This window comes from Streptomyces gamaensis (genome assembly GCF_042656465.1).
Taxonomy (GTDB): Bacteria; Actinomycetota; Actinomycetes; order Streptomycetales; family Streptomycetaceae; genus Streptomyces; species Streptomyces gamaensis.
The window spans coordinates 163309-185397 of record NZ_JBHSPB010000001.1; the positions used below are offsets into that span (position 1 = coordinate 163309).

Genomic DNA, 22089 nt, shown 5'->3' on the forward strand with positions numbered 1-22089 from the left:
GGCGTCGGCGTGGGGTGTTCGCAGCCCCTTGACGCGCGGTTCCTCACTCCTTGCGGCCCTGACGGGCCTGCCGCCCCAGTGGCGCCGGTAGACCCTCCAGTCCTCCTCGGTGGCCGCGAAATCCACGTAGAGGGCCACGCCGAAGCGCTCCCGGCGCCGGTCCTCGCGGGTGAGGCCGAGCCGGGTGCCGCGCAGGGCGGCTGCGGCGGTCTCGGCCGACGCGTGGTGGCCCATGTCCTCGGTGTGGAAGAAGGGCAGGCCCATCAGCAGGTCGGTGCCGGGCGGTGTGACCTGGAGGGCGAGTCCGGTCTGCCGGGCGACGTAGCCGCCGTAGAGGCTCTCGAAGGGCAGGGCCGTGTCGTAGGACATCACCGCGATCTGGTCCACGCGCCGCGCGACCTGGCCGAAGTAGGCCTGCGTCCACCACTTCGGGCTGCCCAGGGCGCGGGCCGCCGCGTGCAGTGCGGGCAGCGGGTCGATCTGCTGCGCGGCCACCGACAGGACGCCGCCGTCCGTGCGTACGGCGGGGCGCAGCGCGTCCAGCAGGGCCAGGAAGCCGCGGTCGCCGGTGCGGACGGGCTCGACGTCGAGGTGGACGCCCTCGAAGCCGGCCCGCAGCACCTGCCGGGCGCTCGCGGTGACCGCGTCCCGGGTGGCGGGCAGGTCCAGGCGCAGCCCGCCGTGGCCGCCGCGGGCGACGACGTCGCCGAGCCAGGCCTGGACGCGTACCCCGGGCAGCTCGCGGTGGACGGCGTCGACGAGCCAGCGGGCGCGCGGGTGGGCGGTGGGGGAGAGGGTGCCGTCGTGGTTCAGCGGGCCGGCGTGCACGTACAGGTCGCGCAGCCCCGTACCGGCCACCTTCCGTTTGAGCGCGGCGAGTTGGGCTTCGCCCTGCCGGCCGTCGACCCACGCGTGCCCCAGCCAGATCGCGTCGCGGCCGCGGGTGACCGCGTCGTGCGCGGGCGCCCCGGCGTAGGCGGCCCGCAGGGCCGTACCGGCGAGGACGAGCGGGGCGAGCAGCGCCAACCCCAGGGCGAGCGCGGCCAGTTTGACGAAGCGCTTGCGTGGTCGCCAGCCCCGCAGCGCGCGGAGGTCCGGCCGTTTCATCGTGATCGACTCCCTGTCCCCGGGCAGTGCCTGTGTACGGAGAGACGTGACCGGGACCCGTCCGCGTTGCGCGGCGGAGCGTCCGTTCCGGGACGTTCCGGGAGGGAGGGAGCGCACAAGCGCCGAGGGAGAGACGTACGGGGGTGACGTCTCTCCCTCGGCGGGATCGCGGTCCCCTCCCCTGGGGGGAGGGGCGGAGGCTCAGCTCTCCTTGTGGCTCAGCATCTCCTTGACCCGGGCGCGGACGTCCTCGTCGTCCAGGCCGCGGATCGTCAGCGTGGTACGGCGGCGCAGCACGTCGTCCACGGTCTCGGCCCACTCGTGGTCACGGGCGTAGGCGACCTGGGCCCAGATCTCCGGGCCGTCGGGGTGGATGCGCTCGCCCAGCTCGGGGTTGTCGTTGACCAGGCGCGCGATGTCGAAGGACAGCGAGCCGTAGTGGGTGGCGAGGTGACGGGCCGTCAGCGGGTCCATGCGCGTGCCGGGCTCGCGGTCCACCAGCAGGCGGTGCGCGACCGCGTTGGGGTTGGCGACCCCGGGCAGCGGGGTGCGGCGGACCAGGCTGGAGACGGGCTCCATGTCCTCGGTCAGCGGGCTGCCGGGCACCTTGGCGAGCTTGCTCATCACCGTGCGGCCGATGTGGCGGTAGGTGGTCCACTTGCCGCCGGCGACCGACAGCATGCCGCCCTTGCCCTCGGAGACGACCGTCTCGCGCTTGGCCTGGGCCACGTCACCGGGGCCGCCGGGCAGTACGCGCAGGCCCGCGAAGGCGTAGGTCATCAGCGAGCGGTCGAGGTCGGCGTCGACGATGGAGTGCGCCGCCTCGTCCAGGATCTGCTGGATGTCCTCCTCGGTGGCGCGCACGTCCGCCGGATCGCCCTCGTACTGGGTGTCGGTGGTGCCCAGCAGGAGCTGGTCCTCCCAGGGCAGGGCGAAGGTGATGCGGTACTTGTCGATCGGGGTGGCCATGGCGGCCTTCCACGGCGACTTGCGCTTCATCACGATGTGCGCGCCCTTGGACAGGCGGATGGAGGGGGCCGCGCCCTTGTCCTCCATCCTGCGCAGGTGGTCCACCCACGGGCCGGTGGCGTTGAGCACCACGCGGGCGTCGATGCCGAACTCGGAGCCGTCCAGGCGGTCCTTGAGCTCGGCGCCGGTGACCTTGCCGTGGGTGAAGCGCAGGCCGGTCACCTCGGCGTGGTTGAGGACGACGGCACCGGACTCGACGGCCGCGCGCACGGTCATCACGGCCACGCGGGAGTCGTTCATCTGGTGGTCGTAGTAGACCGCGACGGCCTTGAGGTCGTCCGTGCGCAGGCCCGGGTTGTCGGCCTTGGCGCGGGCCGGGGAGATCACCTTGCCGACGCCGTCGCCGAAGGCGGACAGCGCGGAGTAGGCGAAGACACCGGCGCCGAGCTTGGCCGCGCCGACCGGGCCGCCCTTGTAGACGGGCAGGTAGAAGGTGAGCGGGTTGACCAGGTGCGGGGCCACGTCCTTGGCCAGCACCCGCCGCTCGTGGTGGTTCTCCGCGACCAGCTTGACGGCGCCGGTCTGCAGGTAGCGCAGACCGCCGTGGACGAGCTTGGAGGACGCGGAGGAGGTGGCGCCGGCGAAGTCGCCGGCGTCCACCATCGCGACCCGCAGTCCGGCCTGCGCGGCGTGCCAGGCCACCGAGGTGCCCAGGATGCCGCCACCGATCACCAGGAGGTCGTACGTCGCCTTCGACAGCCGTTCCCGGGTCTCGGCGCGGCCCGGGTTGGCGCCGGCGGCCGGGCGCGTTCCCAGGGTCGGAACGCTCTGCGGGGTAGTCATGATTGCTCCTCGTCAGCTCTCGTCGTCGTCGATCCAGCCCATGGTCCGCTCGACGGCCTTGAGCCAGTTCTTGTACTCGCGGTCGCGGGTGTCCGCGTCCATGCGGGGGGTCCACTCGGCGGCCCGGCGCCAGTTGGCGCGCAGCGCGTCGGTGTCCGGCCAGAAGCCGACGGCCAGGCCGGCGGCGTAGGCAGCGCCGAGGCAGGTGGTCTCGGCGACCATCGGGCGCACCACGGGCGCGTCCAGGAAGTCGGAGAGGGTCTGCATCAGCAAGTTGTTGGAGGTCATGCCGCCGTCGACCTTCAGCGCGGTCAGCTCGACGCCGGAGTCCTTGGTCATGGCGTCGGTGATCTCGCGGGTCTGCCAGGCGGTGGCCTCAAGGACGGCGCGGGCGATGTGCGCCTTGGTGACGTAGCGGGTCAGGCCCGCGATCACGCCGCGCGCGTCGGAGCGCCAGTAGGGGGCGAACAGGCCGGAGAAGGCGGGCACGAAGTAGGCGCCGCCGTTGTCCTCGACGGAGCTGGCGAGCGTCTCGATCTCGGCCGCGCTCTTGATCAGGCCCATCTGGTCGCGCATCCACTGCACCAGGGAGCCGGTGACGGCGATGGAGCCTTCGAGGGCGTAGACCGGCTTCTGGTCGCCGATGCGGTAACCGACCGTCGTCAGCAGGCCGTTGTAGGACTGCACGGGCTCGTCGCCGGTGTTCATCAGCATGAACGTGCCGGTGCCGTAGGTGGACTTGGCCTCGCCCTTGTCGTAACAGGTCTGTCCGAACAGGGCGGCCTGCTGGTCACCGAGCGCGGAGGCGACGGGCACACCGTCCAGGGCGCCGCCCTTGGCCAGGCCGTAGACCTCGGCGGAGGAGCGGATCTCCGGCAGCACGGCCGCCGGGATCTCCATCGAGGCCAGGATGCGCTCGTCCCACTTCAGGGAGCGCAGGTTCATCAGCATGGTGCGGGAGGCGTTGGTGACGTCCGTGACGTGGACGCCGCCGTTGACGCCGCCGGTGAGGTTCCAGATGACCCAGGAGTCCATGGTGCCGAAGAGGATCTCGCCGGCCTCGGCGCGCTCGCGCAGGCCCTCGACGTTGTCCAGCAGCCAGCGGATCTTGGGGCCGGCGAAGTAGCTGGCGAGCGGCAGGCCGGTCTCGCGGCGGAAGCGGTCCTGGCCGACGTTGCGGCCGAGTTCCTTGCACAGGCCGTCGGTGCGGGTGTCCTGCCAGACGATGGCGTTGTGGACCGGCTCGCCCGTGTTCCTGTCCCACAGCAGCGTGGTCTCGCGCTGGTTGGTGATGCCGATCGCCTTGACGTCGGCGGCGGTGATGCCCGCCTTCTCGACGGCGCCGGCGGTGACCTGCTGCACGTTGCGCCAGATCTCCATGGCGTCGTGCTCGACCCAGCCGGGCTTGGGGAAGATCTGCTCGTGCTCCTTCTGGTCGACGGAGACGATGCGTCCGTCGCGGTCGAAGACGATGCAGCGGCTGGAGGTGGTGCCCTGGTCGATCGCCGCGATGAACGGGCCCTGCGGGGTACCGGTGCTGTGCGCGTCGGTCATGGTCGGTGTGCTCCTACGGAAAAGTCTTGTGTCTCGGCGGTGTTGCGGGCTGTGCCTTTAGAACGCGAGCCGGTGGATGCCCGCGGCGAGGGCTCCGCCGAGCAGCGGACCGACGACCGGGATCCAGGCGTAACCCCAGTCTGAACCGCCCTTGTTGGGCATCGGCAGCAGGGCGTGCGCGATACGCGGGCCCAGGTCGCGTGCCGGGTTGATGGCATAGCCCGTCGGGCCGCCGAGCGAGAGGCCGATGCCGACGACCACGAACGCGGTCATCAGCACGCCGGTCCCGCTCACGCCGAGGCCCTTGGTCTGCCCCTGCGTGAGGATGGCGAGCACGAGCACAGTGGTGGCGATGATCTCGGTGGCCAGGTTCTGGACGACGTTGCGGATCTCCGGGCCCGTGGAGAAGATGCCGAGCACCGGGCCGGCGGCGGGGGCGGCCGCCCGGTCCACCATCCCCTCCTGGCCGGTGTCGCGGCCGACGATCTCCGGATCCGTCAGATGGGCCTTGAAGTGGCCGTAGTAGGCGACCCACACCAGCGTGGCGCCGATGATCGCGCCGAGCAGCTGGGAGCCGATGTAGAGCGGTACGTCGACCCACTTCACGGTTCCGTCGATGGCGAGGCCGAGGGTGACGGCCGGGTTGAGGTTCGCTCCGGACTTCGCGGCGATGTACGCACCGGTGAGTACGCCGAAGCCCCAGCCGAATGTGATGGCGACCCATCCCGCGTTGAAGGCCTTCGAGCGCTTCAGCGTGACGGCGGCACAGACACCACCGCCAAGCAGGATCAGTACGGCGGTACCGATGGTCTCGCCGATGAAGATGTCGGAGCTGGACACCCGTGACTCCTTTGTCCTTCGTCCAGGGGAAGGCGGACCCCGGGTCCCTCCGGTGGTCCGCGCCCTCCGAGAGGGCTGCGATCGGCCTCCGGCAATGCCCACCATAGCGAATATTGTCGGTAGGTGTTCGACAATGCCGACCGATGAACGGCAGTTTTCTGCACCATTACGGGCACGTCAAGACTCGTGTGACCGAAACCTCTCGGCCGTTCTGGCCGAAAACTTGCGCTCGAACACAAGCCGTTACCGGTCAGTATGCGCCGCGTGTCCACCGGGGGCTCCCAGGCCGCCCCGTCGGCCCCCGGAAGTGACCCGGCCCGGGGGCGGCCGGCCCTTCAGAAGCGGTCGGCGCCCAGGTCCCGGGAGACGGCGCGGGCGCAGTCCCGTACGGACGCCACCAGCCGCGCCCGCAGCTCCCCGTCCTCGCAGACCCGCTCCACCGCCCCGGTGATGCCGACCGCGCCCACCGGCATCCGCCGGCGGTCGTAGATGGGGGCGGCCACCGAGGCCACCCCGGCCCAGGTCTCCTCGATGTCGGCGGCCCAGCCGCGGGCCCGGGTCAGCTCCAGATCCCGCTCGAAGGCGGGGAGTTCGGTGACCGTGTTCGGGGTGAACGCCTCGCGCGTGGCCTCGGCCGCCTCGCTGTGCGCCACCGGGTCGTAGGCCGCGAGCACCTTGCCCAGCGCCGTGCTGTGCAGCGGCTGCATGGCGCCGACTTCCAGCACCTGGCGGCTGTCGTCGGGGCGGAAGACGTGGTGGACGATCAGCACGCCCTGCTGGTGCAGTACGCCCAGATAGACGCTCTCGCCGCTGGAGCGGGCGAGATCGTCGGCCCACAGCAGCGCGCGGGCGCGCAGCTCGTGCACGTCCAGATAGCTGTTGCCCAGCCGCAGCAGCTCGGCCCCCAGCTGGTAGCGGCCCGAGACCGGGTCCTGCTCGACGAAGCCCTCCTGCTGCAGGGTCCGCAGGATCCCGTGGGCGGTGCCCTTCGCCAGTCCCAGCGCGGAGGCCACGTCGGACAGCCCCAGACGCCGCTCTCCCCCCGCGAGCAGCCTCAGCATCGCCGCCGCCCGTTCGAGCGACTGGATGGTACGGGCCATGAACGCATCCTCCTTGCCTGTGCCGTTCGGCATTGCTGAACACTATCGGCCCATGCCGACCAGCGGGTACCTGACGACGGGCCGGTACCGCCAGGGAGCTGACAAGAGAGGCACAGGACACAGGCCCACCGGCCGCGCCGCCGGTTACGCTGACGACGTGCGTCTTCCGCGGGAGGACGCAAAGCCGACAGCCGTCGCACACCCGGGAGCACATCCATGGCCTCGTTCACGCCAACCACCAACAGCAGCGCACGCGCCTCCGAGCTGAAGGAGGCACTCGCCTCCCGGGTCGTGGTGGCGGACGGGGCCATGGGCACCATGCTCCAGGCACAGGACCCCAGCCTGGACGACTTCGAGCAGCTCGAAGGCTGCAACGAGATCCTCAACGTCACCCGCCCCGACATCGTGCGCTCCGTGCACGAGGCGTACTTCGGGGTCGGCGTCGACTGCGTCGAGACCAACACCTTCGGCGCCAACCACGCGGCCCTGGGCGAGTACGAGATCGCCCACCGCATCTTCGAGCTGTCTGAGGCGGGCGCGCGCATCGCCCGCGAGGTCGCCGACGAGTTCGCCGCCCGCGACGGCCGCACCCGCTGGGTGCTGGGCTCCGTCGGGCCCGGCACCAAGCTGCCCACCCTCGGCCACGCCCCCTACACCACACTGCGCGACGCCTACCAGCAGAACGTCGAGGGACTGCTGGCCGGCGGCGCCGACGCGGTCCTGGTGGAGACCACCCAGGACCTGCTGCAGACCAAGGCCTCCGTCATCGGCGCCCGCCGCGCCATGGCCGCCGCCGGCACCGAGCTGCCGCTGCTGGTCCAGGTCACCGTGGAGACCACCGGCACCATGCTGCTCGGCTCCGAGATCGGCGCCGCGCTCACCGCGCTGGAGCCGCTGGGCATCGACATGATCGGCCTGAACTGCGCCACCGGCCCCGCCGAGATGAGCGAGCACCTGCGCTACCTCTCCCGGCACGCCCGCACCCGCGTCTCCGCGATGCCCAACGCCGGACTGCCCGTCCTCGGCAAGGACGGCGCGCACTACCCCCTGAGCCCGGCCGAACTCGCCGACGCCCACGAGACGTTCGTGCGCGAGTACGGGCTCTCGCTCGTCGGCGGCTGCTGCGGCACCACCCCCGAGCACCTGCGGCAGGTCGTCGAGCGGGTCCGGGGCCTCACCCCCACCGAGCGCGAGCCGCGCCCCGAGCCCGGCGCCGCCTCCCTCTACCAGACCGTGCCCTTCCGCCAGGACACCTCCTACCTCGCGATCGGCGAACGCACCAACGCCAACGGCTCGAAGAAGTTCCGCGAGGCCATGCTGGAGGCCCGCTGGGACGACTGCGTGGAGATGGCCCGCGGCCAGATCCGCGAGGGCGCCCACCTGCTCGACCTGTGCGTCGACTACGTGGGCCGCGACGGCGTCGCCGACATGGCCGAGATCGCCGGCCGCTTCGCCACCGCCTCCACCCTGCCCATCGTGCTCGACTCCACCGAACCCGCCGTGATCCAGGCCGGTCTGGAGAAACTGGGCGGCCGGGCCGTGATCAACTCGGTCAACTACGAGGACGGCGACGGCCCCGACTCCCGCTTCGCGAAGATCACCCGGCTCGCGGTCGAGCACGGCGCCGCCCTCATCGCGCTGACCATCGACGAGGAGGGCCAGGCCCGTACCCCCGAGCACAAGGTCGCCGTCGCCGAGCGGCTGATCGCCGACCTCACCGGCAACTGGGGCGTGCGCGAGTGCGACATCATCGTCGACTGCCTCACCTTCACCATCGCCACCGGCCAGGAGGAGTCCCGCAAGGACGGCATCGCCACCATCGAGGCCATCCGCGAACTCAAGCGGCGCCACCCGGAGGTGCAGACCACCCTCGGTCTGTCCAATATCTCCTTCGGCCTCAACCCGGCCGCCCGTATGGTGCTCAACTCCGTCTTCCTCAACGAGTGCGTGCAAGCGGGCCTGGACTCGGCCATCGTGCACGCCTCCAAGATCCTGCCGATCGCCCGGCTGGAGGAGGAGCAGGTCCAGGTCGCCCTCGACCTGGTCTACGACCGCCGCCGCGAGGGATACGACCCGCTGCAGAAGTTCCTCGCCCTCTTCGAAGGCGTCGACACCAAGTCGATGAAGGCCGGCAAGGCCGAGGAACTGGCCGCGCTCCCGCTGGAGGAGCGGCTGCGGCAGCGCATCATCGACGGCGAGAAGAACGGTCTGGAAGCCGACCTCGACGAGGCGCTGACCACCCGCCCCGCCCTCGACATCGTCAACGACACCCTGCTGGAGGGCATGAAGGTCGTCGGCGACCTCTTCGGCTCCGGCCAGATGCAGCTGCCCTTCGTGCTGCAGTCCGCGGAGGTCATGAAGAGCGCGGTCGCCTACCTGGAGCCGCACATGGAGAAGAGCGACTCCGAGGGCAAGGGCACCATCGTGCTCGCCACGGTCCGCGGCGACGTGCACGACATCGGCAAGAACCTCGTCGACATCATCCTCTCCAACAACGGCTACAACGTCGTCAACCTCGGTATCAAGCAGCCGGTTTCGGCCATCGTCGAGGCCGCGGAGGAGCACAACGCGGACGTCATCGGCATGTCCGGCCTCCTGGTGAAATCCACCGTGATCATGAAGGAGAACCTGGAGGAGCTCAACCAGCGCAAGCTGGCCGCGCAGTTCCCCGTCATCCTCGGCGGCGCCGCCCTCACCCGCGCCTACGTCGAGCAGGACCTGCACGAGATCTACGAGGGCGAAGTCCGCTACGCCCGCGACGCGTTCGAGGGCCTGCGGCTGATGGACGCGCTGATCGCCGTCAAACGAGGAGTGCCCGGCGCGAGCCTGCCCGAACTCAAGCAGCGCCGCGTCGCCAAGCGCGACACCGCCCTGCCCGAGCCCGACCAGCCGGAGCCGCAGGGCTCCGTACGCTCCGACGTCGCCGTGGACAACCCCGTGCCCACCCCGCCGTTCTGGGGCACCCGCGTCATCAAGGGCATCGGCCTGAAGGACTACGCCTCCTGGCTCGACGAAGGCGCGCTGTTCAAGGGCCAGTGGGGGCTCAAGCAGGCCCGCGCCGGCGGCCCCAGCTACGAGGAACTCGTCGAGACCGAGGGCCGGCCCCGGCTGCGCGGCTGGCTCGACAAACTCCACACCGAGAACCTGCTCGAAGCCGCCGTCGTCTACGGCTACTTCCCCTGCGTCTCCAAGGGCGACGACCTGATCCTGCTGCACGAGGACGGCACCGAGCGCACCCGCTTCACCTTCCCGCGCCAGCGCCGCGGACGCCGGCTGTGCCTGGCGGACTTCTTCCGCCCCGAGGACTCCGGGGAGACCGACGTGATCGGCCTCCAGGTCGTCACCGTCGGCTCGAAGATCGGCGAGGCCACGGCCGAGCTGTTCGCCTCCGACTCCTACCGCGACTACCTCGAACTGCACGGCCTGTCCGTGCAGTTGGCCGAAGCCATGGCCGAGTACTGGCACGCCCGGGTCCGCGCCGAACTCGGCTTCGGCGGCGAGGACCCGGACGAGGTCGAGGACATGTTCGCGCTGAAGTACCGGGGCGCGCGCTTCTCCCTGGGCTACGGGGCCTGCCCCGACCTGGAGGACCGCGCGAAGATCGCGGAACTGTTGCAGCCCGAGCGGATTGGGGTGCAGCTGTCGGAGGAGTTCCAGCTGCATCCTGAGCAGTCGACGGATGCGTTTGTGATTCATCATCCGGAGGCGAAGTATTTCAACGCGCGGTGACTTCCCGGAAGCGGGTCGTTGCCCACCGGGGGGCTGCGCCCCCCGGACCCCCCGATCGCGGCTGCGCCGCTCGTCCTCAAACGCCGGACGGGCTGGGTTGTGCGGCTGAGCCGCTCGTCCTCAAGGGTCGGACGGGCCGTACTTGACGGATGCCCGATATCCGCGCGACGTGCGCTGACCGCCGCCGTACACTTGTCGGTCCGGTGAAGGCCGGTTCACCCGCCCCGCCCAGGGGTCGGTGTGGGCCGGCCTTCGTGTCCCCTTCTGGAGGTGTGCCCGGATGACCAGCAGCATCCCCGCCGTCGACCCCCGCCGCGCCGCGGGCCCGGCCCTGCAGGCCGTTCTTCTCGACATGGACGGCACCCTGGTCGACACGGAGGGCTTCTGGTGGGACGTGGAGGTCGCGGTCTTCGCCGAGCTCGGTCACCGGCTGCTGGAGGAGTACCGGGAGGTGGTCGTCGGCGGGCCCATGGCGCGCAGTGCCTCCTTCCTCATCCGGGCCACCGGCGCGAAGATCGCCCTCGCCGAGCTGACCGCCCTGCTCAACACCCGCTTCGCCGAGATGATCGGGCACGGGGTGCCGCTGATGCCCGGCGCCCGGCGGCTGCTCGCGGAGCTCGCCGCGCACTCCGTGCCCACCGCCCTGGTCTCCGCCTCGCACCGGGAGATCATCGACCGGGTGCTGCTCACCCTCGGCGCGGAGAACTTCTCGCTGACCGTCGCGGGCGACGAGATGGAACGCACCAAGCCGCACCCCGACCCCTATCTGCTGGCCGCGCGCCGGCTCGGCGTGGATCCCGCGCGGTGCGCGGTCGTCGAGGACACCCTGACCGGGGTGACGGCGGCGGAGGCCGCGGGCTGCGCGGTCGTGGCGGTGCCCTCGGTCGGGGCGATCCCGCCCGCCGCCGGCCGTACCGTGGTCGGCTCGCTGGAAGAGGTCGACCTGCGGTTCCTGCGCGGGCTGGTCCCCGGCTGAGGCCGCTCGGCCGCGCGCCCGCCCGGGAAGGGCGCACCGCCGTGGCCGAATTCATGCGTCCCCGGCGGGAGTCGGGGGAGTGACCTTCGTCACCGGGCACCGGGGCGCTGTGTACGTGCTCCGTCACCCTGCCGTATACGGAGGCGGGTTGAAGCGCACCCTTGTGTCCGGGTTGTTGCCGTGGTGCGCAGAACGTTCCGGCGGTTGCGTACCGGCGAAGCGGAGCCGCCCGTACCGGCGGGAGAACGGCTCAACTCCGCCGTGTTCCGGGCGCGCCGGGCCCGCCCACTAATCTTGCGGCGAGTACGTCACGGCCCGCCGCGGGCCGGCGCCGCCGTCGTGTCGCGGTCCCGGGGCCGATCGCATTGCAGGGAGAACCCCACACCATGAACCGCAAGACGCTGGTGCTGCCGGCCCTGGCAGGCCTGCTGGCCCCCGTTCTCGTCGCCTGCGGCGGAGGGGACACAGCCGGCAAGGGCGGCCGCGCCATCGTCGTGGGCACCACGGACCGGTTCGAGGAGACCACGGACGCGCCCGCGCCCTTCGACCCCGCCGCCGCGTACGACGTCAGCGCCTGGAACGTGCTGCACAGCGGTTTCCAGACACTGATGCGGCTGCCCCGCTCCGGCACCGCCCCGGTCGCCGACGCCGCCGAGAAGTGCTGGTTCGCGGACCGCAAGAACGAGCAGTTCCGCTGCACCCTGCGCGAGGGCCTGAAGTTCTCCAACGGCAACGCGCTGACCGCCGAGGACGTGAAGTTCTCCGTCGAGCGCGCCCTGGCCATCAACTTCGACAACGGCCCCGTCTCGCTGCTGAGTAATATCGACCAGGTGGAGACGCCCAGCGAGCAGGAGGTCGTCTTCCACCTCAAGACGCCCGACGCGACCTTCCCGCAGAAGATCGCCACCCCCGCCGCCGCCATCGTCGACGCGCAGTCCTACGACAAGGACAAGCTCGGCAACGGGTTCAAGATCGTCGGCTCGGGCCCGTACACCGTGCGCACCGAGCAGAAGGACGGCCGCGTCACCAAGCTGCTCCTGGAGAAGAACGCCGCCTACCAGGGCCCGCTCCAACTGCGCAACGACAAGGTCGAGCTGCGCTTCTTCGACGACGAGACGTCGATGGACAAGGCGCTGCGCGCGGGCGAGGTCGACCTGGTCAACCGCACCATGTCGCCCGAGCGGATCGCCCGGCTGCGGGCCGACGGCGACGACAGCGGCGTCCGGCTGCTGGAGGTGCCGGGCCAGGAGATCAGCTATCTGGCCTTCAACACCGAGGATCCGACGGTGAAGTCGAAGCCGGTGCGGCAGGCCATCGCCCAGCTCGTCGACCGCCGGGCGCTGACGCGCGACGCCTACGACCGCGCCAACGACCCGCTGTTCTCCCTGGTGCCCAGCGGCATCACCGGCCACCAGAACTCCTTCTCCAACAAGTACGGCGAGGAACCCAGCGTCGACAAGGCCCGCTCGATCCTGCGCGCCGCCAACATCACCACCCCCGTCCCGCTGACCCTCACCTACAACGAGGACCACTACGGCCAGGCCAACGCCAAGGCCTTCGCGGCCCTCCAGCAACAGCTCGGCAACGGCGGGCTGTTCCAGGTGCAGCTGCAGAGCGTGAAGTGGTCGGAGTTCCGCCCCAACGCCGCCCAGGGCAAGTACGCGGTCTACGGCATGGGCTGGTTCCCGGACTTCCCGGACCCCGACAACTTCGTCGCCCCGTTCATCGGCAAGGACAACTTCCTGCGCTCCCCCTACCGCAACACCAGGATCAGTGATGATCTGATCCCGAGCTCCCGCGAGACCGGCCAGCGCGAGGCGGCCGCCCGCTACTTCCAGCAGGCCCAGGACATCGTCGCCGACGAGGTCCCGGTACTGCCGCTGTGGCAGGGCAAGAGCTACGTGGCCGCCCGGCAGAACGTCACCGGGGCCGAGTGGGCGCTCAACTCCGCCTCCGAACTGCAGCCGTGGGAGCTCGGCCGCGGCGCGTGAGGCACGGGCCCGGCACATCGGTGCTGCCGCGGCCCGCTCCCCGGCGAACAAGAAAATGTGAGGTACGCGCACGTGAGGAAACGTGACCAGTGGCTCGCCGCCCCGCTCGGTGCGGGGCTCGCCGCCGCCCTGCTCAGCGGGTGCGGAACGGAAGACGGCAAGGCGGGCGGCACCGGTGAGCCGGTGGTCATGGGGATGTCCGACGAGGTGCTCGCCACCGACCCGGCGTCCGGCTACGACCCGGGATCCTGGATGCTGTTCAACAACGTCTTCCAGTCGCTGCTCAGCTTCCCCAAGGGAAGCGTGACCCCGCAGCCCGAGGCCGCCAGGTCCTGCAAGTTCACCGATGCCGCCAGCAAGGTCTTCGAGTGCGTCCTGCAGGACGGGCTGAAGTTCAGCAACGGCCACGACCTCAGCTCCGAGGACGTCGCCTACTCCTTCCGCCGGACCCTGAAGATCAACGACAAGGACGGCCCGGTGGCCTCCCTGCTCTCGACGATCCAGGACATCAAGACCCCCGACAAGTCCACCGTCGTCTTCCAGCTGAAGCGGTCCGACGCCACCTTCCCGCAGAAGATCGCCTCGGGCGCCGGATCCATCGTCGACCACCGCGAGTACCCCGCCGACCGGCTGCGCACCGACGGCAAGGCCGTCGGCTCCGGCGTCTACAAGCTGGACTCGTTCGACAAGAAGCAGGCGGTCTTCTCCGTCAACCCCGGCTACAAGGGCCCCGCTTCGGCGCACAACCGCGGTATCACGATGAAGTTCTTCCACGGCGACCAGGGGGAGCTCAAGGACGCCGTGCAGCAGGGCAGCATCGACCTCGCCTACCGCGGTCTGGCCATGGACGACATCGCCGACCTGCAGTCCGGCGGCTCCGGCAAGCAGAATGTGAAGGTCGTCCAGGGCACCAGCGCCGAGGTCCAGCACCTGGTGTTCAACCTCAAGGACCCGGTCGTCGGCAAGGCCGGAGTGCGCAAGGCCATCGCCTACCTCGTCGACCGCGGCACCCTCGTCCGCGACGTCTACAAGCGCACCGCCGAACCGCTGTACTCGATCGTCCCCAGCGGCATCACCGGCCACAAGACCCCGTTCTACGACACCTACGGCGAACGCCCCCAGCCCGACAAGGCGGCCGCCGCCCTGAACTCCGCCGGCATCCACGACAAGGTCAAACTGACCCTGTGGGCCACGCCCATCCGCTACGGGCCCGGCACCGTACCGGAGTTGAAGGAGATCGCCGAACAGCTCAACCGCAGCGGGCTGTTCGAGGCGGACGTGAAATCCGTCCCCATCGAGGAGTACGAAAAGGACATAGCCGCCGGAAAATACGGCGTCTACGTCAAGGGCTGGGTCCCCGACTACCCCGACCCCGACAACTTCACCGCGCCGTTCTTCGGCGAGGACAACGTGCTCGCCAACAACTACGACTCCAAGGAGATCACTTCGCGGATCGTGGCCACCGCCGCCCAGAGCAGCCGGCCCGCGACCACCGAGGACTTCGCGAAGGTGCAGAACGCCGTCGCCCAGGACGTCCCCCTGCTGCCGCTGTGGCAGGGCAAGCAGTACGCGGTCGCGCGCGAGGGAGTCTCCGGACTGGAGTGGACCCTCGACGCCTCCACCGTCTTCCGCTTCTGGGAGATCAGCAAGATCCCCCAGAGCTGACACGGCACTGCCCCGGCCCGACGGGCCGGGGCACTGTGCTCTTCACCGCACGACGGTCACTGCGAGCCCGGGCGCACCAGACCGCTCTCGTAGGCGTAGACCGCTGCCTGCACCCGGTCACGCAGCCCCAGCTTCGTCAGCACATGCCCCACGTGCGTCTTGACCGTCGTCTCGCTGACGAACAGATCCGCCGCGATCTCCGCGTTCGACAGACCGCGCGCCACCAGCTTGAGCACCTCGACCTCGCGGTCGGTCAGCGTGTGCAGCGTGTCCGGCAACGGCTCCTCGCCCGAGGGCAGATGGCCCGCGTACTTGTCCAGCAGCCGCCGGGTGATGCTCGGCGCGAGCATCGCCTCGCCGCCCGCCACCACCCGGATCGCCTGCACCAGCTCATGGGCGGGCGCGTCCTTGAGCAGGAAGCCGCTGGCCCCCGCCCGCAGCGCCTCCACCACGTACTCGTCGAGATCGAAGGTGGTCAGCACCAGGACCTTCGCCGGGCCGTTGCGGTCCGGGCCGGTGATCTGCCGGGTCGCCTCCACGCCGTCCATGCGCGGCATGCGGATGTCCATCAGCACCACGTCCGGCTGGAGCGCGCGGACCTGGTCGAGCGCCTGCAGACCGTCCCCGGCCTCACCGACGACCGCCAGGTCGGGCTCGGCTTCGAGGATCATCCGGAAGCCGGTGCGCAGCAGCGGCTGGTCGTCGACCAAGAGGACGCGGATCGCCACAGGAACTCCCTTTAGTGTTGGGCCGCGTCCATTCTGCCCTGCGCGGCCTGCCCGGGGACGACCCCACCCTCCGCGACCCGTGTCACGGGCAGCGGATACGGCGGGGGAGTGCCCCCGAACTCCGGGCAGTGGGCCTGGTGATCGCACCAGCCGCACAGCTTCGTCGGCCGCGGCCGCCAGTCGCCGGTCTCCGTGGCCAGCACGATGGCCTCCCACAGGGCACGCAGCTTGCGCTCCACCGCCCGCAGCTCCGCCTCGACCGGATCGTAGGTGAGCACATCACCGCTGCCCAGATACACCAGCTGCAGCCGACGCGGCACCGTGCCGCGCAGCCGCCACACCACCAGCGCGTAGAACATCATCTGGAACAGGGCCCCCTCGCGGTACCGCGGGGCCGGGGCCTTGCCCGTCTTGTAGTCGACGATGCGGACCTCGCCCGTCGGCGCCACGTCCACGCGGTCGATGAAACCGCGCAGCGTCAGCCCCGCGCCGTCCGCCCCGGCCGTATCGAGCACCGTCTCCACGTACAGCTCGCGGTCGGCGGGCTCCAGCCGCGTGGGGTCCTCCAGCGTGAACCAGCGCTCGACCAGCCGCTCCGCCTCGGCCAGCCAGCGCGCGAGCGACTCGGGATCGTGCGCCCCGTCCTCGCCGTGGAACAGCTCGGCCAGCTCGGGCCTGGCCGCGAGCAGCCGCTCCCACTCGCCCGGCAGCAGACCGCGGGCCCGCGACGCCGTACGCTCGGCCGCCGGGGCGTCGAAGAGCCGCTCCAGCACGGCGTGCACCACCGTGCCCCGGGTGGCCGCCGCGCTCGGCTTCTCCGGCAGCTTGTCGATCACGCGGAAGCGGTAGAGCAGCGGACACTGCATGAAGTCGCCCGCGCGCGACGGCGACAGCGCGCTCGGCGGGCGGGCGGCCTGCGGGGCCGGCCCGGCGCCCGCGGCACCCGTCGTGTCGGAGGTGTCGGTACCCATGGACCAGAACCCTACGGCCCGGCAGTGACAGCCGGACGCATACCATCGACAGCAGACCCCCTCGCACTGCATGATCACCAGATCACGACCGCGCGCGAGGGCCGCATCCGACGAGGGGACACCGTGGACAACAGCGGGCAGGACCGGTCCGGCGGCGGTGGTGCCGAGGTCCAGGACGGGCCCGGGGGCGGGGGAGCGCGGCGGGCGCCCGAGAGCGGCGGCGGCATCCTCATGGGCCGCCCCTTCGGCGTCCCCGTCTATGTCGCGCCCAGCTGGTTCCTGGTCGCCGCCCTGATCACCTGGGTCTTCGGCGGACAGCTCGACCGGGTGCTGCCCGAACTCGGGCGGGCCCGCTACCTGGTCTCCCTGTTCTTCGCCGTCGCCTTCTACGCCTCCGTGCTCGTGCACGAACTGGCGCACACGGTCGCGGCCCTGCGCTTCAAACTGCCCGTGCGCCGCATCCAGCTGCAGTTCTTCGGCGGCGTCTCGGAGATCGAGAAGGAGAGCGAGAGCCCGGGCCGCGAGTTCGTCCTCGCCTTCGTCGGGCCGCTGCTCTCCCTGGTCCTCGCCGGACTGTTCTACCTGGGGATGTTCGCCGTCGAACCCGGCACCGTCCCCGGGGTCCTGCTGGCCGGCCTGATGATCTCCAACCTGCTCGTCGCCGCCTTCAACCTGCTGCCCGGCCTGCCGCTGGACGGCGGCCGGATGCTGCGGGCCGTCGTGTGGAAACTCAGCGGCCGGCCCATGACCGGCACGGTCGCCGCCGCCTGGACGGGCCGGGCCCTGGCCGTCGCCGTGCTCGTCGGCCTGCCCCTGCTCACCCAGGCCGGCGGCCTCGCCGACGGCACGGACGGCGCCGTCGGCGTCGACGCGCTCACCGACGCCCTGCTCGCCGCGATCCTCGCCGCCATCATCTGGACCGGCGCCGGCAACAGCCTGCGCATGGCCCGGCTGCGCGAGCGGCTGCCCGAGCTGCGCGCCCGTACCCTCACCCGGCGGGCCGTCCCCGTCGAGGCCGCCACCCCGCTGTCGGAGGCGCTGCGCCGTGCCCACACCGCCGGGGCCCGCGCCCTCGTCGTCGTCGACGGCCAGGGCGGCCCCACCGCCGTGGTGCGCGAGGCCGCCGTCGTCGCCGTCCCCGAGCACCGCCGCCCCTGGGTCGCGGTCGGCACCCTCGCCCAGGACCTCCGGGCGGGCATGCGGGTCTCCGCCGAACTCGGCGGGGAGGAACTGCTGGACGCCCTGCGCGCGACCCCGGCCACCGAGTACCTGGTCGTCGAGGAGACCGGCGAGGTCTACGGGGTGCTGGCCACCGCCGACGTCGAGCGGGCCTTCGTGGCCGCCATGGCGCGACCCGCTCCGCAGGGCCGGTAGTCTGGTCACATGTCCGAACCGACCGGTGCCGCCCGCCGTCGCGGGCCCTTCCAGGTCGGGGACCAGGTCCAGCTCACCGACCCCAAGGGACGCCACTACACCTTCACGCTCGAAGCCGGGAAGCAGTTCCACACCCACAAGGGTGCCTTCCCCCACGACGAGCTGATCGGTGCTCCCGAGGGCAGTGTTGTCCGTACCACGGGAAACGTCGCCTACCTCGCGCTGCGCCCCCTGCTCCCCGACTACGTCCTGTCCATGCCGCGCGGAGCCGCGGTGGTCTACCCCAAGGACGCGGGGCAGATCCTCGCCATGGCCGACATCTTCCCCGGCGCGCGCGTCGTGGAGGCCGGGGTCGGCTCCGGCTCCCTGAGCAGCTTCCTGCTGCGCGCGATCGGCGACCAGGGCATGCTGCACTCCTACGAGCGCCGTGCCGACTTCGCCGAGATCGCCAAGGGCAATGTCGAGCGCTACTTCGGCGGTCCGCACCCCGCCTGGCAGCTGACCGTCGGTGATCTTCAGGACAATCTGTCGGACACCGACGTCGACCGCGTCGTGCTCGACATGCTCGCCCCCTGGGAGTGCCTGGAGGCCGTCCGCAAGGCGCTCGTCCCCGGCGGCATCCTGTGCTGCTACGTGGCGACCACCACCCAGCTCGCGCGGACCGTCGAGTCGATCCGTGAGATCGGCTGCTTCGCCGAGCCGCAGCCGTGGGAGTCGATGGTGCGCACCTGGCACGTGGAGGGCCTGGCGGTCCGCCCGGACCACCGCATGATCGGCCACACCGGCTTCCTGGTCACCGCCCGCCGGCTCGCCGACGGCGTGGAGCCGCCGATGCGCCGCCGCCGTCCGGCGAAGGGCGCGTACGGCGAGGATTACGAAGGTCCTGGGAAGGGCGGATCGGCCGAGCGCTGACCGCAGTTGACGCACGGCCTCATGCACTATGGCGCCGCCGTCGGGTCCCCTCCACGGGAACTCGGCGGCGGCGTCCGCGCGTTGGGCCCGCCCGCTGTTCCCCGGTGCGCGGCGGTATGGCACGATGCGGATCATTCCGCAGCCCTCCCGCCCACAGGAGTTCCGTGCGCGCGCAGCCACCCGCAGAGTCCGGCCGTACCGCCCCCGCCGCCCCGCCCGCCCTCGCGCACACCCGGGCCCGCCCCGGGCACTGGCTCGGCACGGCGGTGGCCCTGGCCGCCGTGGTCACCGGCGCGGTCCTGCTCGGTCCCGGCGAGGACCGGGCTCCCGCCGCGGACCGGGTCCCGGCCGCCGACGCACCCGATCCGGCCGCCGCGCGCTATCCGTTGGACTGCGGCGCGGCGGGCGTCGAGGTGGTGCAGCGGGCCGCCGCCGACCTCGACGCCGACGGACGGCCCGAGACCGTCGCCGTGGTGCGCTGCCGCACCGGGGCGGGCACCCCGCCGAGCGGCGTCTACGTCCTCGCGCCGTCACGCGGCGCGGGCGGGTCGCCACGCGTCGTGGCCACACTGCTCGACCCGGGGCAGCGCATGAGCGTGACGGACTTCTCCGCCGCGGGCAGCACGATTTCGGCCACACTCCTCGGCTACTCGGCGCCCGGCGTGCCCCGTTGCTGCCCCGATCTGCGCCGGGGCGTCGAATGGCGGTGGCGGGAGGGGAAGTTCGTCCTCACCCCGCTGCCGACAGCGAACAGTGTGTGATCCGTCACTCCGCGCCGCCGTAGTCCCGTACGGGCGGCGTCAGTCGGCGTCCGGCCCGTACACCTCCACCTTGTCGGCCACGCGCCGGACGTGAATGCAGTCGCCCGGGCACTCCTTCGCGGAGTCCCGCACATCGGCGAGCAGCGGCAGCGGTACGGGCGTGGTGGCGCCGGGCTCCTGCAACAGCTCGTCGTCGGCGCTCTTCACATACGCCAGACCGTCGATGTCCAGCTCGAAGACCTCGGGCGCGTACTGGGCGCAGATGCCGTCGCCGGTGCACAGATCCTGGTCGATCCAGACCTCCAGGGCCTGTGCCGGGTCCTCGTTCTGCATGGTCATCGCGCCCTGCCGTTTCCTGCGTACATGAATCAATTGGAGCCAGCCCTGACGGGTGTTGACCGACTCGACGATACAACCGCCCGCTTTCCGATGTTGATGGGTGGGTATTCCCCTGCTGTGAGGACGTGCGCAAGGGTGAAGATCGGACACACTCCGACCGGGTTTGTGATCTAGGGGTTTCAACCTGCACCGGCCCAGGTAGGGTCTGGAAGCGTCCAGCTCCCCTTGGAGGAGGTGAGGACCGTGGCAGCCCACGACGACGACAAGAACCGCGGCATCCGGCCCGGGCGAGGGACTGACGACCTCGCGAGCCAGGTTGCCTATTTCGAGCAGGAGATCGCCGTCCTGCGGCGCAAGCTCGCCGACTCTCCGCGGCACACGAGGATTCTCGAAGAGCGGATCGTCGAGCTCCAGACCAACCTGGCCGGTGTGTCCGCGCAGAACGAGCGGCTCGCCAACACCCTCCGTGAGGCCCGCGACCAGATCGTCGCTCTCAAGGAGGAAGTCGACCGGCTCGCGCAGCCGCCCGCCGGCTTCGGCGTCTTCCTGCAGGCCAATGACGACGGTACGGCCGACATCTTCACCGGGGGCCGCAAGCTCCGGGTCAATGTCAGTCCCAGCGTCCCGCTGGAGGACCTCAGGCGCGGCCAGGAGGTCATGCTCAACGAAGCGCTCAACGTGGTCGCGGCCATGGAGTTCGAGCGCACCGGGGACATCGTCACGCTCAAGGAGATGCTGGAGGACGGCGAGCGGGCCCTGGTCATCGGGCACACCGACGAGGAGCGGGTGGTGAGGCTCGCCGAGCCGCTGCTGGACACCACCATCCGCCCCGGCGACGCCCTGCTGCTCGAACCCCGCTCCGGCTACGTCTACGAGGTGATCCCCAAGAGCGAGGTCGAGGAGCTCGTCCTCGAAGAGGTCCCGGACATCGACTACTCGAAGATCGGCGGACTGGGCAACCAGATCGAGCTGATCCGCGACGCGGTCGAACTCCCCTACCTCTACCCGGATCTGTTCAAGGAGCACCAACTGCGGCCGCCCAAGGGCGTGCTGCTGTACGGCCCGCCCGGCTGCGGCAAGACGCTCATCGCCAAGGCCGTCGCCAACTCCCTTGCCAAGAAGGTCGCCGAGGTCACCGGCAAGCCCGCGGGGAAGAGCTTCTTCCTCAACATCAAGGGCCCCGAGCTGCTCAACAAGTACGTCGGCGAGACCGAGCGGCACATCCGGCTGATCTTCCAGCGGGCCCGGGAGAAGGCGAGCGAGGGCACGCCCGTCATCGTCTTCTTCGACGAGATGGACTCCCTCTTCCGCACCCGCGGCTCCGGAGTCAGCTCGGACGTGGAGAACACCATCGTCCCGCAGCTGCTCTCCGAGATCGACGGGGTGGAGGGCCTGGAGAATGTGATCGTCATCGGCGCCTCGAACCGCGAGGACATGATCGACCCCGCGATCCTGCGCCCCGGCCGGCTCGATGTGAAGATCAAGATCGAGCGTCCGGACGCCGAGGCCGCCAAGGACATCTTCTCCAAGTACCTCACGCCCTCGCTGCCGCTGCACGCCGACGATCTCGCCGAGCACGGGGGAGATGCCCAGGCCACCGTCGACGGCATGATCCAGTCGGTCGTGGAGCAGATGTACGCCGAGTCCGAGGAGAACCGCTTCCTGGAGGTCACCTACGCCAACGGTGACAAGGAGGTCCTGTACTTCAAGGACTTCAACTCCGGCGCGATGATCCAGAACATCGTGGACCGGGCCAAGAAGATGGCCATCAAGGCGTACCTCGACCACAACCAGAAGGGCCTGCGCGTCTCCCACCTGCTCGCCGCGTGCGTCGACGAGTTCAAGGAGAACGAGGACCTGCCCAACACCACCAACCCGGACGACTGGGCCCGCATCTCCGGCAAGAAGGGCGAGCGGATCGTCTTCATCCGCACCCTCGTCACCGGCAAGCAGGGCGCGGACACCGGCCGCTCCATCGACACGGTGGCCAATACCGGTCAGTACCTGTAAGTCGCCGTCCGGCCGCGGATGACCCCCACCCCCTGTCCGGCCCGCCCAGGCGGGGGGACGACCGGGGCGTCCGTGGCCGGACGCGTTTTCTGCCGGACCGCCACGGCGGCCCGCGGCCGCCGTCCCGGCCGGGTGCCCCTCGCCCGGCGCCGTGGCGGTCCGCCGCGCCCGGCGCCACGGGGGGCGCCCACCGGAGCGGGTCCACAACGAACCGGAGCAA

General features: G+C 70.9%; 15 protein-coding genes and 1 pseudogene. 8 read left to right on the forward strand and 8 right to left on the reverse strand.

What is annotated here, in order from left to right; all coding sequences use genetic code 11:
- Positions 1–66 precede the first annotated feature (66 nt).
- From ACFP1Z_RS00695 to ACFP1Z_RS00715, 5 genes and pseudogenes are all read right to left on the reverse strand, one after another.
- Positions 67–1107, reverse strand: a pseudogene (locus tag ACFP1Z_RS00695) (glycoside hydrolase family 18 protein); the annotation flags it as partial.
- 201 nt (positions 1108–1308) lie between these two features.
- Positions 1309–2919, reverse strand: coding sequence for a glycerol-3-phosphate dehydrogenase/oxidase (locus ACFP1Z_RS00700; RefSeq protein WP_390313663.1), 1611 nt, complete (start codon positions 2917–2919; stop codon positions 1309–1311).
- Positions 2920–2931: 12 nt separating this feature from the next.
- Entirely contained in the window at positions 2932–4473 is a 1542-nt protein-coding gene (glpK, locus tag ACFP1Z_RS00705; protein WP_390313664.1) for a glycerol kinase GlpK, read from the reverse strand.
- 57 nt (positions 4474–4530) lie between these two features.
- The gene (locus tag ACFP1Z_RS00710; protein ID WP_390313665.1) at positions 4531–5313 is read right to left on the reverse strand and encodes an MIP/aquaporin family protein; all 783 of its coding nucleotides are present in this window, start codon (positions 5311–5313) and stop codon (positions 4531–4533) included.
- Between the two features lie 335 nt (positions 5314–5648).
- Positions 5649–6413: an IclR family transcriptional regulator gene (locus ACFP1Z_RS00715; RefSeq protein ID WP_390313666.1), complete on the reverse strand. Its 765-nt coding sequence runs from the start codon at positions 6411–6413 to the stop codon at positions 5649–5651.
- Between the two features lie 216 nt (positions 6414–6629).
- Here ACFP1Z_RS00715 and metH point away from each other — a divergent pair, with 216 nt between their 5' ends.
- The 4 genes from metH to ACFP1Z_RS00735 all read left to right on the forward strand — a co-directional run bounded on the left by metH (position 6630) and on the right by ACFP1Z_RS00735 (position 14774).
- On the forward strand, positions 6630–10142 hold the full coding sequence (metH, locus tag ACFP1Z_RS00720; protein WP_390313667.1) for a methionine synthase: 3513 nt from the start codon (positions 6630–6632) through the stop codon (positions 10140–10142).
- 280 nt (positions 10143–10422) lie between these two features.
- Positions 10423–11118, forward strand: a complete 696-nt coding sequence (locus ACFP1Z_RS00725; RefSeq protein WP_390313668.1) for an HAD family hydrolase — start codon at positions 10423–10425, stop codon at positions 11116–11118.
- 386 nt (positions 11119–11504) lie between these two features.
- Positions 11505–13109: an ABC transporter substrate-binding protein gene (locus ACFP1Z_RS00730; RefSeq protein ID WP_390313670.1), complete on the forward strand. Its 1605-nt coding sequence runs from the start codon at positions 11505–11507 to the stop codon at positions 13107–13109.
- A 72-nt stretch (positions 13110–13181) separates the two neighbouring features.
- On the forward strand, positions 13182–14774 hold the full coding sequence (locus tag ACFP1Z_RS00735; RefSeq protein WP_390313672.1) for an ABC transporter substrate-binding protein: 1593 nt from the start codon (positions 13182–13184) through the stop codon (positions 14772–14774).
- A 56-nt stretch (positions 14775–14830) separates the two neighbouring features.
- Here ACFP1Z_RS00735 and ACFP1Z_RS00740 read toward each other — a convergent pair whose 3' ends face one another.
- Positions 14831–15502: a response regulator gene (locus ACFP1Z_RS00740; RefSeq protein ID WP_390313674.1), complete on the reverse strand. Its 672-nt coding sequence runs from the start codon at positions 15500–15502 to the stop codon at positions 14831–14833.
- 11 nt (positions 15503–15513) lie between these two features.
- The gene (locus ACFP1Z_RS00745; protein ID WP_390313676.1) at positions 15514–16473 is read right to left on the reverse strand and encodes a RecB family exonuclease; all 960 of its coding nucleotides are present in this window, start codon (positions 16471–16473) and stop codon (positions 15514–15516) included.
- Between the two features lie 123 nt (positions 16474–16596).
- Between ACFP1Z_RS00745 and ACFP1Z_RS00750 the strand changes: the two genes are divergently transcribed.
- The 3 genes from ACFP1Z_RS00750 to ACFP1Z_RS00760 all read left to right on the forward strand — a co-directional run bounded on the left by ACFP1Z_RS00750 (position 16597) and on the right by ACFP1Z_RS00760 (position 19520).
- Positions 16597–17847 (forward strand): site-2 protease family protein, encoded by a 1251-nt coding sequence (locus tag ACFP1Z_RS00750; RefSeq protein ID WP_390313677.1) that lies wholly within the window; start codon positions 16597–16599, stop codon positions 17845–17847.
- Positions 17848–17856: 9 nt separating this feature from the next.
- Positions 17857–18759 carry a tRNA (adenine-N1)-methyltransferase gene (locus ACFP1Z_RS00755; protein ID WP_390313678.1) on the forward strand — a complete coding sequence of 301 codons (903 nt, stop codon included), beginning with the start codon at positions 17857–17859 and terminating at the stop codon, positions 18757–18759.
- 164 nt (positions 18760–18923) lie between these two features.
- The gene (locus tag ACFP1Z_RS00760; RefSeq protein ID WP_390313679.1) at positions 18924–19520 is read left to right on the forward strand and encodes a hypothetical protein; all 597 of its coding nucleotides are present in this window, start codon (positions 18924–18926) and stop codon (positions 19518–19520) included.
- Positions 19521–19559: 39 nt separating this feature from the next.
- Here ACFP1Z_RS00760 and ACFP1Z_RS00765 read toward each other — a convergent pair whose 3' ends face one another.
- A complete protein-coding gene (locus ACFP1Z_RS00765; RefSeq protein WP_390313680.1) occupies positions 19560–19859 on the reverse strand; it encodes a ferredoxin in 300 nt (99 codons plus the stop codon).
- 243 nt (positions 19860–20102) lie between these two features.
- Between ACFP1Z_RS00765 and arc the strand changes: the two genes are divergently transcribed.
- Positions 20103–21869, forward strand: a complete 1767-nt coding sequence (gene arc / locus ACFP1Z_RS00770) for a proteasome ATPase (RefSeq protein WP_390313681.1) — start codon at positions 20103–20105, stop codon at positions 21867–21869.
- Positions 21870–22089 lie beyond the last annotated feature (220 nt).